Raw genomic sequence first — 13,897 nt, 5'->3', positions numbered from 1 at the left:
GGTGCGATACATCAAGAAAGGTAAAATTTCCCAGCTTTCTTACCCAAATCTGTGGCAATTTGGCTTTACAAAACGTAACGTCTTTGGGTAGATTCTACCCACCATCCGACTGCTCGCGCTCGACTGCATCCGAATCAGGAGGTTCATCACCAATGTCTCGGCATCAAAATTCACTCATTCATCGAATGCCCAGTATAGTTCAGTCAACCCTACAGTCAGTCGTCTTAGTCGGTATGGTGGCGACACCAGCCGCCGCGATTAATCTCAACCTGACACCCATCGGTTCCTTCTCGACAGAGATTTTCGCGGACAGCACCGCCGAACAAACGGCGTATGATCCGATCACTCAACGGTTGTTCGTAACCAGTTCCGGTCAAGATCGGATTAATATCCTTGATATTAGCAATCCGACGAATCCGTCGTCGTCGTTGTTCGACCCCATCGACGTTTCTGAATTTGGGTCCCCCAACAGCGTCAGCTATAGCAATGGTATAGTTGCTGTCTCTGTCACCAATGAGATACCGCAAAATCCCGGTTTTGTGTTGTTCTTCGACGCAGACGGTAATTCCATACATGACCCCGTTTCGGTTGGTTCAGTCCCGGACTCACTCACCTTCACCCCAGATGGCACCAAGATTATTGTGGCTAACGAGGGTGAGTTGAGTGATGATTACCCAGATACTGATCCAGAAGGTTCGGTCAGTATCATTGACCTGACGGATTTTAGCGTAACCACCGCTAATTTCGATGGTGTTTCCATCCCAGCCAACGTTCGCCTGTTTGGACCCAACGATGATAACCCGGCTCAAAACCTGGAACCCGAATTTGTGACCGTGTCCCAGGATTCCCAAAAAGCTTATGTCACCCTACAGGAGAATAATGCGATCGCGGTGGTTGATATCGCCAGTGGTCAGGTTGAAGACGTGATCGGGTTAGGTTTCAAAGATTATAGCCTGCCACCGAATGCCTTAGACGCCAGCGATGAAGACGGTGCGATCAATATCGCGAATTATGACAACCTGTTCGGGATGTATCAACCCGATGGAATTGCCTCCTATACCGTGGATGGCAATACCTATCTGGTTACCGGGAACGAAGGTGACAGCCGCGACTTTGACTTTTTTAGTGAGGAGGAAAGGATAGGTGACCTAATCCTCGACCCAGAGGCTTTCCCCAATGCAGAGGAATTGCAAAAGGATGAAAATCTAGGTCGTTTAAAAGTGACCAATACTCTAGGGGATACAGACGGCGATGGGGACTTTGACGAACTGTATACCTTTGGCGGACGTTCATTCTCGATTTTTGATACAGACGGCGAACTCATCTTCGACAGTGGTGATGCGTTTGAACAGATTACAGCCGAGTTTCTCCCAGAGTTGTTCAACTCCGACGACGAAATCAACCTATTTGACGATCGCAGTGATGATAAGGGACCTGAACCTCAAGCGGTGACGATTGCTGAACTCTTTGGTCGCACCATTGCCTTTATTGGTTTGGAACGCATCGGTGGAATTATCAGTTATGACATCACTGATCCGTTTAACCCCTTCTTCCTCGATTATGTTAACAACCGCGACTTCTCCGTTGAATTTAATTTAGATGAGGAAGGAGATCCTGATCCGACAGCCGAACAGTTAGCCGCCGTCGGTGATTTGGGGTTGGAAGGGTTGCTGTTTATTGCCGCCAACGACAGTCCCAATGATAACCCCTTGGTGGTTACTGCCAATGAAACCAGTGGCACCGTGAGTGTCTTTGAAGTTGAAAGCGTACCCGAACCCAGTTCTGTACTCGGTTTGTTACTGTTTAGTTCCTTAGGCTGGGTTGGATTAAAACGCCAGCGCCCCCACTAATACCGAGTTGCGCTCAAAGATAGGAAAAGCAGGGGGAGCAGGGGGAGCGGGGGAAGCAGGGGGAGCGGGGGAAGCGGGGGAAGCTGGGGAAGCTGGGGAAGCTGGGGAAGCTGGGAAAGAATTAATTTGGGTGTAGAGACGTAGCATGCTACGTCTCTACATCTTCGGATAATCATAAATACTGATTTAGGCAGAGTTAATTTATTTAATTGGGTAGAAGCGAGGAGTTACAGTGAATTGATATCCTGAAGCTAATAGAGACATAGACACAATAAAGATTACACTAAGGAGAAAATTCTATGAATATTATTGCTTGGCTCGTATTAGGTCTAATTGCAGGCGCGATCGCGAAACTCATTTATCCGGGACATCAAGGCGGTGGAATCTTTGCCACCATTGGCTTAGGAATTCTCGGTGCTTTAGTTGGAGGGTTTCTGGGTAAACTCTTGTTAGGCTCGTCCGGTGCCGCCGCTGCCGCTTCAGGCGCTCTCAGTATTGGCAGTATTATCTTTGCCGTTCTCGGTGCCTTGCTGTTAATCTTTATCTGGGGTTTAGTCACTCAGAAATCCGCCTAATCAAAAAATAAGACAGAAGGCAAAAGGCAAAAGGCAGAAGACTGTCAGGTTAATATCTGCTTTTTGCCTATTTTATTGACGAATGACATAAGACGAATGACATAAGACGATCCCACCTACTTAGGGCTTGCTGAATAAGTCTTGGGGAGATGGGGTGAGGGGGAGATGGGGTGAGAGGGTGAGGGGGTGAGGGAGAGATGAAGGAAACAGTAGTGCTTTTCGTCTCCCTATAAGTGCAAGCTTTTCACCCATCCAGGAGGGATGGATTGCACTTCTAGTCGGCTTTAAACCTCCTCTAACTCTTGATAGATAAGGGTTTGCGGTTTGTGCAGCAAGCCCTACTTATTTTGCCAAATCTGCCAGACTGCGCCAACCGAAGCACCAACGCCTGCTAATAAACCCATTCCCATTCCTTCGACCGTTTTAACCATGGGATCTTGCAACAAGCAGTCATCGGTCGGTGTCGCAACACCTAAACATTGATTCAATTCTGCTTGAGCAGCAGTACCTCCCACAACAAGTCCCACCGCACTACAACTCACGATAAATAGGCAAAGGCGAATGATTTTTCTATCCATCGATAGAGATATTAGTAGATAATTTGCCTATCCTAACCTACCCAAGGAATTATTGGAAGCCTTTAGCGGCTTTCTTTTTCCGCTTACCTTTAGACTTGGATTTGTGAACCTCAGCGACAGCCGACTCAAACAGATTGTGCAAATGCAGGGGAACGCTAGCAATTTCTGGGAGTTCCGGTTCTAGGGGTTTATGAAACTCTTGGTGAAGGGTGGGTTCTAAATCCTGCTGGAGATTAAAATCTGGACGATCTAACACGGTTTGTAATACCGTCTCCAGTTGAGTCGGATACTCCTGGGCTAGCTGTTGCCAGATAAACAGGTTAATCTGAGGATCATTTAAGTATTTGTGGACTCGTTGTTCAGCATTGGGATAAGTTTGCCAGTCTTCGGATGCTAGCATCTCTTGAAACTTGGTGTAACTGGGAAGAAACATCTGACCCCAACGGGGATGAGAAAAAACAGTCACCTGTTCAGCGTTGCGGATATCGTCCGGTAAATCCACCTTAGGTATCATCATCGGAGATTTAGCGGCATTATCCAACATATTGGTTACGGCTGTAGCGTCTGCGCCTGCTTCTACCGCTGCTGATTTAACCTCCTCCTCATCCGTACCCGAATCTTGAATCATCTCTTTCAGGGACTTCGACGGATCAATCCCAGCCGCTGCTAGACGTTCCTGAGTCATTTTATCCCGCAGTTGAGCTAATTTTTGATTAAGCTGGTATCCAGGGAGGGTAACGCGATCGCGTCCAAAAAAGTCTACAAATGACTGATGATAGGTAGCGACAGAGTCCCAAGCCTGTTCTAACAGTTCCGGCGCATCACGGTAAAGAGCATTTTTGTAGTTATTCTTGAATTCCCCAATCGCTACGGCTAGCTTCGGCTGACTTAAGCGCCCTTTGGAAATAATCGGACTAAAAATCATCCAGTAGGTATCGGTGACAGGGGCGAGGCGAGTGAGTAAGATTTCCCCAACCTTAAACCGCCGCATTTGGTCTATGGTAGTGGGATGAGTGGGTTTGACGGTGTAATGCTTATCCGTTAGCCAATTTTTCAGTTCAAAGCCATCGGGGAGGATGTGAGTCAGTTCAAACAAGCCAATAAAGCTATCTCGCCAGCGGTTTAACAACGTGCGATCGCTGGCTGTTAAATTAGGATGGTGTTCTAGGAACAGATCCAACGGTGTCTGATTGTCCACCTCACCCTCAGTTAAGAAGGTATCAATCACCAAGTTGCGCTGGTTGATATCGTAGGGTTCTCGCGTCAACTGATCCGCCGCATAGCTTTCCAAGGCGACGGCTAACTCTCCGTCTGCTTCCAGTACGAAGTTGGTTAGGGCTTGTTTGAGATCTTTGGCTTGCTCTAGAATTGCATCCACAGAGGTTTGCTCACCGCTCAACTCTACTAGGGTACAGCAATCAAGATGGGAATGCCTCTGTTATTAGGAATATACACAACGTTTTAAAATTGATCCGTATCCAATATCTCGATTAAAACACCGTATAATGACTCATTCTACTGACATTGCCACATTAGCCCGTTGGATGGCGGCTGACTTTAGTAACCAACAACAAGCCTTTGATAATCCGCCCTTTTACGCCCATATCCGGGTGTTTATGCGTCCCCTCCCGTCGTCACTCCTGGATGGCGTCAGTTTCTTTGTCGAACAAGCCTATGACTATCTTCTGAATGTCCCCTACCGCTTACGGGTGTTGAAATTAATGGTGGTTGGCGATCATATTGAAATTGAAAATTACACCGTTAAAGAGCCCGAAAAATTTTACGGCGCCTCTCGTGATCTTAATCGCCTGCAAACCCTAACCATTGATCAGCTAGATAAACTTCCGGGTTGTAATATGATTGTGGAATGGACAGGGAAAAGCTTTAAAGGACAGGTTGAACCGGGTAAAGCCTGTAAGGTTGTTCGCAAAGGGAAAGAAACCTATCTAGATAGCACGTTTGAAATTGACGAAAATCAGTTTATCAGTTTAGATCGGGGACGCGATCCCGTAACCGATGAGCATATTTGGGGGTCTATTGCTGGTCCATTTTACTTTGTCCGACGGGCGAGTTTTGCTGATGAAGTGAAGGTTTAAGCAATGGGTTGACTCTGAGGTTGAATATCGCTGATTTAAGCACTGTTAAATAGAGGTAGGGACACGGCATTGTCGTGTCCTTATTGATGTAAAGTTTAACTGTATCCGTAACAATTAAGTTCCTGCACATCAATTCGGTACGCTGTACTAAGAAATATTAAGAAGCCGACCATCCTTACTGTTCCCTGTTCCTTGCTAATCTCAACCGTTAACTTTGATTTTGTCCGCCTACTTAGCTAAATTGCTGGAATTAGCCGATCGCCACTCCCTCGACTACGATAGAGAGTAGGATTAAGCAGGCGATCGCAGCAGCAGATCGCAGTTTTTCACCGTTTGATTATCCACGCATCAAGAACTCAAAATCACCCTTTCGGAGGATGCTATGACTACCGCTATTTCTCTTGTTATCACTACGTATAACCGAGAACATTACCTCGGTGCAGCGATTGACAGCATACTGGCACAAACCTGGGGGGATTTTGAGCTAGTTGTGTGGGATGATGGGTCAACAGATGGATCGGTTACCATTGCCCAAGACTATGCTAAACGTGATCCGCGAGTCCGGGTAATTGCGGCTGAACATCAAGGACGAGGTATTTCACTGAAATGTGCGATCGCTCAAACCACGGGTTCCTATATTGGTTGGGTAGATAGCGATGACAGATTAGCCCCCACCGCATTGGCGGAAACCGCCGCAATTCTGGATACTCAGCCAGACGTGGGGATGGTTTACACCGACTATCAGGTAATTAATGAAAGCGGTAACGTGACAGGTTATGGAAGTCGATGTCGTATTCCCTTCTCAAAAGAAGGAATGCTACAAAAATTCATGACCTTTCACTTCCGGTTAATCCGTCGTTCTGTCTATAACCAAGTGGGGGGAATTGATGAGTTATTTTACTATGTTGAAGACTACGATCTATCCTTACGACTTTCTGAACTAACAGACGTATACCACCTTAAAAAACCGCTCTATTATTATCGCAATCATTCAGACAGTATATGTTATCAGCACTCCATTGAGCAACGTCTGCAAGCCCGTAAAGCTGTCGTGTGGGCGATCGCACGCCGCCGTTCAATCAACCGATCAGGTTTATCCTCACAACCAACCTGTATCCGTCCAATTCGCAAAGTTTTAAAACAGATTGTATCATTTGCTGCACTTCCTCTCATCGCCGCTATAAATGTTATGCCAGCAAAGGCACAAATTACACCAGCGGTGGATGAGACAGGAACTCTGGTTACACCAATAGGTAATCAGATCGATATCACGGGCGGTCAATTATCGGGAGATGGGGCGAATCTATTCCACAGTTTTAGTCAATTTGGACTAGACAGCGAACAAATTGCCAACTTTATTTCTCAACCCTCGATTCAAAACATACTAGGGCGAATTAATGGGGGAAATCCCTCAATCATTAATGGTTTAATTCAAGTCACAGGCGGTAACTCAAATTTATTTTTGATGAATCCTTCAGGTATCGTTTTCGGTGCTAACGCCAGACTGGATGTTCCGGCTGACTTTACGGCTACTACAGCTACAGGGATTGGTTTAGATGGTGGTTGGTTTGATGCTTTAGGATCAAATAACTATATCAATCTTGTTGGTAATCCCAATGCCTTTGAGTTTGCCACCTCACAGCCTGGAAGTATTGTTAATGCGGGTAATTTAGCTGTATCGGAAGGGCAAACACTCTCTCTAGTTGGCGGAAATGTGATCAACACAGGGATAATGGAAGCGACTGGTGGCACAATTACGATAGCCGCTGTTCCGGGAACCAGCCGTTTGCGTCTGACGCAAACAGGACGAGTTTTGAGTTTGGAGGTATCCACAAATAACCCCGACGCAATCACACCATTAACGTTGCCAGAATTACTCACAGGGAGTAATGAGGAAACAGGTTTAACGGTTAATGAAGATAACACGGTACAAACTGCCGCAGGTACGGTAATTCCGCAGCAACCAGGAACCGCAATTGTATCAGGAACAGTGGCTGCTTCCGCTGACTCAGTTGGTGGAAATGTAGATGTTTTCGGAACTGTTGTCGGTTTAGTCGATCAAGCCCAAATTGATGTTTCGGGTGACACAGGTGGGGGTGAAATCCGAGTGGGTGGCGAGTATAAAGGACAAGGTACAGTTCCCACGGCTGACACAACTGTAGTTGGTAATCAAGTAACTATTAATGCCGATGCCAGCGTTAATGGGAATGGTGGACGTGTAATTATTTGGTCAGATGATTTTACCCGCTTTTCTGGTACAATCACAGCGCGAGGGGGTACAGAAAGTGGGAATGGTGGTTTTGTTGAAACATCTGGGAAAAATTTGTTGGAATCCATTGGTGGGTCAGTCGATGCGAGTGCCGCTAATGGTTTACCTGGGAGTTGGTTACTCGATCCACGTAATGTCACGATTACTGAGATGGCTAGTAGTGGCGGCTCTTTTAGTGGAGGCAATCCTGATATATTCACGCCAACGGCTGACGATGCAATTATCAGTGTAGATGATATTGTCAATGCTCTTAATGAGGGAACGAGTGTAAGCATTACCACAGGAGATAGTGGAACTCAAGAAGGTAATATTACGTTAGCTGCTGACATTTTTAGCTTTTCAGATACTGAGAGAAACTTAACACTAGATGCTGCTAATAATATTTTTGTAAACGCTGAAATTCATAATGAACTGGGTGAGGGTAGTAGTGAACCACTGAATGTATTTTTATTAGCAGGTGGCAATATTGAAGTTAACGATAACATCATCACATTGGGGGGTTCGATTGAACTGATCAGTTCCAGTGGTTTTATTGACACCACAGGAGGGACACTCAATTCTAGTTCTGCGGATAACAATGGCGGTGCAATTACTCTCGATGCACCAGGTGGAATTACAACTGGAGAAATTAATTCGAGTTCAACATGGGCGGGTTTTGGCTCTCCCACAGGTGGAGCTGTTACCTTAACCTCGGACGGCGATATTATCACCACTGCGATTAATTCATTTTTTGAGGCTAATAATTTTTATGGTTCTGAAGGAGGGGCAGTCAACGTAGAAGCAGGTGGAAATATTCAGACAGGTGAAATTAATGCCTCTTCCATTAATGAAGCATTCGACGACATAGGAGATGAAAATTCCCAAGGGGGTGCAGTAGAGTTAGTTGCTACAGGCACTATTACAACAGATGGAATTAATACCTCAGGTAGCAGCAACGGTGAACTGAATAGTATAGGTGGATCAGTAACTATTGAAGCTGGAAGCGATATCGATGTCACAGGCGTAATTAACTCCTCAGCTTCGTCTTTTAGTGAATCTTTTGGGACTTCTGGTTCTGCTACTGGAGGATTAGTAAGCTTAACTTCTGAAGCTGGTTCTATCAATACCGATGCTATTAATTCTTCTGCATTGTCTTCGGCTTCTGGTGAAGAGAGTAGTTTGGCTGGTGCAGCAACGGGAGGTGAAGTTAACGTAAATGCTGCTGAGGGGATTCAAACAGGGGCAATTGAGACAACAGCATTTGCGTTAGCTACAGATGAAACCGGAACGGCAACAGGCAATTCAGTAACATTAGAGGGAAGTAACATTGTATTTGAGAGTATCGACACCTCAGCGTTTTCTGATTTTGCTGATGGAAGTGGGGGTAATGTCAGCATCACCGCCAATGGAATTCCCGATGGTTTAGTCAGGGGTGTGGGGACAATTGCAGGTGCAGAAACGGATATCACGATTAAAACCGAAGGAAATACTGAGTCGGGTATAGTAGACATTACTCATAATGGTGGAATTGATAATGAGTTATTTACGATAGGAGATGCAAGTATCAATGGGATAGCCGGAGGAATTAATGCAGGCGAAATTACTATTCCCACGGGTCAACAATTTCCAGAGTCAGGTACTCTGATTCCAGATACGATAACCTCATCCCAGGGCAATATCACGATTACCTTTGTGAACCAATCTCCAACGTTAATAGTTAATGCATCATTGCCGACGACAGCAACTAATGAATCGATTACATTTACGTTGTCAGATTTAGATATAGAAGTGGCAGATGAAAATGGTGATAATACTACGCTCCAAATTAGCGAAATTACTGCCGGAACGCTGACGCTAGAAGATGGGATACCAGTGACTTCGGAAACAGAACTCTCCGTCGATGATGTGTTGGTATATACCCCGCCAACGGATGAGACAGGTGATATTTTAGCGTTTACCATTATAGGGAGCGATCGCGTGTCCTTCTCTGAACCGCAACAGGTTAGCGTTAACGTTGAACCACCAATCGAAATTCCACCAACGATTCCACCAACGATTCCACCAATCGAAATTCCACCAATCGAAATTCCACCAACGACACCACTAATCGAAATTTCACCGACTGCCCTAACACAAAATGAAGTCGAAGAGGAAATCGAATCTTTCCCAGTCGTCCAACCCATCGCATCCAATCGCGTAAGTACCCCGATCAAAAGCGAGACAGAAGCGCGTCAAATTCTGAGTGAAATTGAACAAGCAACTGGGAAAAAACCCGCACTCATTTATGTCAGCTTTGCGCCAACTGAAATCTCAAAAAACACCAACTATATCGGATTAGAAACGAATAATACCGAGGCGTTTGATAACTACCTCAATCGCTCCGGTCCCCATGTTACAATTACTCCCCAAGAGAGTGATCAATTAGAACTGCTGATCATCTCCGCCGAGGAACCCCCGATACGGCGACGCATCGCTGGAGTCACCCGTGGACAAGTCCTAGAAGTCGCTCAGGAATTTCGCCGCAACGTCACCAATGTCAGGATTCCCCGTGACTATATCACTCCAGGACAACAACTGTATCAATGGCTGGTTGCTCCCCTAGAAGACAATCTACAAACCCAAGACATTGATAACCTCGCCTTCATCATGGACGAGGGATTACGTTCTTTACCTGTAGCCGCACTCCATGATGGCGAAGGATTTCTGATCGAACGTTATAGCGTTGGCTTGATGCCCAGTCTATCACTCACCGATACTCGCTATGTGGATATCCGTAATGTTGGTGTTCTCGCCATGGGTGCTGATACCTTCCAGGATCTGAATCCCTTACCTGCTGTACCCTTAGAATTATCCGCGATCGCAGGTCCGTTGTGGCAAGGGAAAGCCTTTCTTAACCAAGAATTTACCTTGGAGAATATTAAGGAAATCCGCTCATCCCAACCCTTTGGTATTGTCCACTTAGCCACTCACGGCGAGTTTAAATCAGGTCAACCCTCTAACTCCTATATCCAGTTATGGAATCAAAAGCTAAGATTAGATCAACTGCGACAACTCGGATTAAATAATCCTCCGGCAGAACTGTTAATTCTCAGCGCTTGTCGTACCGCTTTGGGAGACAGAGAAGCCGAATTAGGGTTTGCGGGTTTAGCCATACAAGCCGGGGTAAAGTCCGCCTTAGGAAGCCTCTGGTATGTTAGCGATACGGGTACTCTGGGATTCATGACCAGCTTTTATGACCATTTGCAACAAGCGCCAATTAAAGCCGAAGCCTTGCGCCAAACTCAACTGGCGATGCTTAACGGTGAAGTCCGATTAGAGGACAAACAGTTAATCGCTGGGGATATACAGATTCCCTTAAACCCCGAACTCGCCCAAACGCCAGACCAAGATTTTACCCATCCTTACTACTGGAGTGCTTTAACCCTGGTGGGTAATCCTTGGTAGTAGGTAGTAGTGGCGTAGCCCATCTCAGCAAGATGAATTAACCCTTAGCCCAGAAACCGTAGGGGCGCACAGACGTGCGCCCGATTTAACCATAAAATCTATTCCCCAATTGTTGCAGTTGGCTGACTGGCAGAATAAATGCTAAGACTGATACGGTAGACTGACAAAAAAACATGGGCAGAAAAATTGTCGGAATGATAAGTAGTTATCGTGGGCTGAATCAAGCGGACTGGCTATGGGAACAAACACCAAACCCTTGTGGAATCTGGGATAACATCCAAATGCTCTCCCAAGCCCCTGAGCCTGATTTTCTGCTCATGTACCAGTATTCGTTTCCCAAACCTAGTCCCCAACTCCCCTGGTGGAAACGTTTGCTCCAAAAAAAGACCTCAAAACCCGATGTCGCTTCCCAGTTACGCGGCGTTCCCAAAGAGCGGATAATCTACTTATTACGAGAACCCCCCCTGGATAAAGTGGTTCACAACCACAAGGCAAACTACGAAGCGGCAAAAAAGTATTGCGGTTATATTTCCGGACCCGATGATTTTGCTCCCACCCCTGATTATATGCCCGCGATTTGGTATCACGCCAATTCCTTCCGAGAATTAAATGAAATGATACCGCCGGAAAAAATACACCCTTGTAGTTGGATCACCTCAGGAATCGATCGCACTGCTGAACATCGTAGACGTTTAGCCTTCTTGAAGTCATTACGAGAGAGTGGGTTTGAGTTTGACCTGTATGGGCGTAGATTACCAGACTGGGCGCAGGCAAAGGGTACCCTGAAAAACAAATGGCATGGCATGGCACCGTACTACTATAATCTGGCGATCGAAAACTATGCTGGGAATGATTGGTATGTCAGCGAAAAACTCTGGGACGCTTTACTCGCCTGGTGTTTACCTATTTACTACGGCGGTTCGGCGGCGGATAAATTACTGCCACCTGGAAGCTTTTTGCGACTCCCTAGCTTAGATGAGCAGGGCATCGCTTATATTAAAGAAGTAACCTCAACCCCAGATGCTTGGTATGAAGCCAAGGACGCGATCGCTGAAGCCCGTCAGATAATTTTGCATAAATTGAATCTGCTTAACTTCATATCTAACCTAGTGGCAAAACTCAATTAAACCTGATGAAAGAAGGAATTTATACCCTAGCTAACGATGCCGTTTATGATCAACTTGTGGCGTTGCTCAATAGTATTGAAGCCAATGCCGGTTCCGACATACCTGTGTGTGTAATTGCCTATAACAATCAGTTAGATAAAGTCCGACTAGAAGTAGCCAATCGCCAAAATGTGACCTTGCTTGAAGATACTGCCCTGTTCCAACGCTGGGAAGATTTCTCCTATCAGGTATGGAAAACCCATCCCAATGCTTTACAGGTATGGCAGGAGCAAGGAATCACCTCGAAATTCTATCGAGTGGGTGAAAATCACCGCTACTGTGCCTTTGATCCGGACAGTCCATTTGAGCGATTCATCTATCTTGATGCTGACACTTTGGTCATGAATTCGTTAGATTTCATCTTTAAACAGTTAGAGGAGAGTGATTTTGTTGTTTATGACTTTCAATACAAAGATCCGGGACATATTTACAACATAGAATCATCAATTCTATTTCAAGTATTTGATGACGTGAAAATCAAATCAGAAATATTTTGTTCTGGATTTTATGCCTCAAAGCAAAATATGTTTCCCCAAGAGAGACGAGACTGGTTGATCTCGCAGCTAGCTGCAGGAGAAGCCGAGGTACTATACTTGCGAGCGCCTAATCAGTCTGTTTTAAATTACATGAGAATGCGGTCTGATCTCTCCATTCATAATTTTGCCTTAACTCTACCAGCTACTCAAAAAACGGGAAATTCTGTCACGTCTTCACATTTTACGAATAGCGACAACATACTATACGATAAAGGTACACGCTTAACGTATCTGCACTACATTGGTGTTTCCTCTAAATTGATCAAGAAAGTTTGTGCGGGTGAAAATTTAGACTTTCCCTATCGTGATATTTTTTTGCATTATCGCTACCTTCATGAACCCGAAAATTGTCCAAAATTCACCACTCGACCCAAACCCTATAATCAACCGCCTAATCTAGCGACTAAAATCTTGAGGAAACTTAAACTAACGCCCTAGATAGTTTAATCAACATAAGTCGAGGAGTTTTCAATGAGTCGTGGAATTTATATTACAGCTAACGATAAAGTCATTGAGCAGACAATTGCTCTGCTCAAAAGTATCCGCTTTCATGATCCTGATACCCCAATTTGTTTAATTCCTTATGATGATAACTATCAAACTATTGCTCAACTATTAAAAGAATCCTATCAGGTAGAACTCTATCAAGACTTAGACTTTATTGAACGTCTTTCAAATCAATTATACGAAATATTTGGCAAAGGATTTTTTGCTCGACCCAATCAATTCCGCAAACAAGCTTGTTGGTTTGGCGAATTTGATAAATTTATTTATATCGATACAGATATTGTTGTCTTTGATAAAATAATAGAGACAACCGAATACTTAAATAAGTATGATTTTATTTGCTATGACTATCAACATAGCGGTGGAATCAAAAATGTATTTACGCCAAAAGTATTAGAAGACGGTGTATTTAGCGAAAATGATATCCAGGATATGTTCAATGGCGGGTTTTGGGGCGCCAAGAAAAATACGATATCTGAGGAAACACTCTATCAAACCTTCAGTGAATGTGCGTCTCATCCGGAATACTTTGACTTTTCCCAAAAAACCTCTGATCAACCTATCATAAACTATATGATCTTGAAGCAGGTTTCCCAGCGATTTAATATCGTGCGCCGCCCCGGTGGTGCGCCAGGAAGTTGGGCGGGTAGCAAACATTTTCAGGTTCAAGATCATCACCTGATTGATCCGAATGTCAATCAACCGCTAGACTATTTACATTGGGCAGGCATTCGCATCCAGCCCGGTTGTCCCTATTGGGATATCTGGAAATATTATCGCTATCTTGGTGAACATATCCCTGATGATGAATCGTTACAAACTCCAACGCAAAAAAATCTATGGCAAAAGCTTAAAGGTAGAATAAATAGAAAACCCTAAGACATTAGAGAGAGGTAA

General features: G+C 45.0%; 10 protein-coding genes. 8 read left to right on the top strand and 2 right to left on the bottom strand.

Annotation, left to right across the window (positions count from 1 at the left end; genetic code table 11):
* The first annotated feature begins 152 nt into the window (after positions 1 to 152).
* The 3 genes from RIE73_RS20670 (at position 153) to RIE73_RS20660 (ending at position 2,425) form a co-directional block, all read left to right on the top strand.
* Positions 153 to 1,850: a choice-of-anchor I family protein gene (locus RIE73_RS20670; RefSeq protein WP_446402967.1), complete on the top strand. Its 1,698-nt coding sequence runs from the start codon at positions 153 to 155 to the stop codon at positions 1,848 to 1,850.
* A 7-nt stretch (positions 1,851 to 1,857) separates the two neighbouring features.
* Positions 1,858 to 1,986, top strand: a complete 129-nt coding sequence (locus RIE73_RS20665) for a hypothetical protein (RefSeq protein ID WP_446402966.1) — start codon at positions 1,858 to 1,860, stop codon at positions 1,984 to 1,986.
* Between the two features lie 163 nt (positions 1,987 to 2,149).
* Entirely contained in the window at positions 2,150 to 2,425 is a 276-nt protein-coding gene (locus tag RIE73_RS20660) for a GlsB/YeaQ/YmgE family stress response membrane protein (protein WP_446373733.1), read from the top strand.
* A 338-nt stretch (positions 2,426 to 2,763) separates the two neighbouring features.
* Here the strand turns inward: RIE73_RS20660 and RIE73_RS20655 are convergent, their stop codons facing one another.
* Together RIE73_RS20655 and RIE73_RS20650 are read right to left on the bottom strand one after the other, a co-directional pair.
* Positions 2,764 to 3,003: a hypothetical protein gene (locus tag RIE73_RS20655; RefSeq protein WP_446402965.1), complete on the bottom strand. Its 240-nt coding sequence runs from the start codon at positions 3,001 to 3,003 to the stop codon at positions 2,764 to 2,766.
* 49 nt (positions 3,004 to 3,052) lie between these two features.
* A complete protein-coding gene (locus RIE73_RS20650) occupies positions 3,053 to 4,381 on the bottom strand; it encodes a hypothetical protein (RefSeq protein ID WP_446402964.1) in 1,329 nt (442 codons plus the stop codon).
* Positions 4,382 to 4,508: 127 nt separating this feature from the next.
* Here RIE73_RS20650 and RIE73_RS20645 point away from each other — a divergent pair, with 127 nt between their 5' ends.
* From RIE73_RS20645 to RIE73_RS20625, 5 genes are all read left to right on the top strand, one after another.
* On the top strand, positions 4,509 to 5,099 hold the full coding sequence (locus RIE73_RS20645) for a CpcT/CpeT family chromophore lyase (RefSeq protein ID WP_446402963.1): 591 nt from the start codon (positions 4,509 to 4,511) through the stop codon (positions 5,097 to 5,099).
* Positions 5,100 to 5,481: 382 nt separating this feature from the next.
* Complete coding sequence (locus RIE73_RS20640; protein WP_446402962.1) at positions 5,482 to 10,791, top strand: CHAT domain-containing protein; 5,310 nt, start codon at positions 5,482 to 5,484, stop codon at positions 10,789 to 10,791.
* Between the two features lie 173 nt (positions 10,792 to 10,964).
* Positions 10,965 to 11,918, top strand: coding sequence for a glycosyltransferase family 10 domain-containing protein (locus RIE73_RS20635; RefSeq protein ID WP_446402961.1), 954 nt, complete (start codon positions 10,965 to 10,967; stop codon positions 11,916 to 11,918).
* A gap of 5 nt (positions 11,919 to 11,923) precedes the next feature.
* On the top strand, positions 11,924 to 12,931 hold the full coding sequence (locus RIE73_RS20630) for an Npun_R2821/Npun_R2822 family protein (protein ID WP_446377043.1): 1,008 nt from the start codon (positions 11,924 to 11,926) through the stop codon (positions 12,929 to 12,931).
* A 33-nt stretch (positions 12,932 to 12,964) separates the two neighbouring features.
* Entirely contained in the window at positions 12,965 to 13,879 is a 915-nt protein-coding gene (locus tag RIE73_RS20625) for an Npun_R2821/Npun_R2822 family protein (RefSeq protein WP_446402960.1), read from the top strand.
* Positions 13,880 to 13,897 lie beyond the last annotated feature (18 nt).

Origin of the sequence: Coleofasciculus sp. C1-SOL-03 (genome assembly GCF_040220555.1) — a bacterium.
Lineage (GTDB): Bacteria > Cyanobacteriota > Cyanobacteriia > Cyanobacteriales > Coleofasciculaceae > Coleofasciculus.
This window is presented reverse-complemented; position numbering and strand designations above follow the sequence as displayed.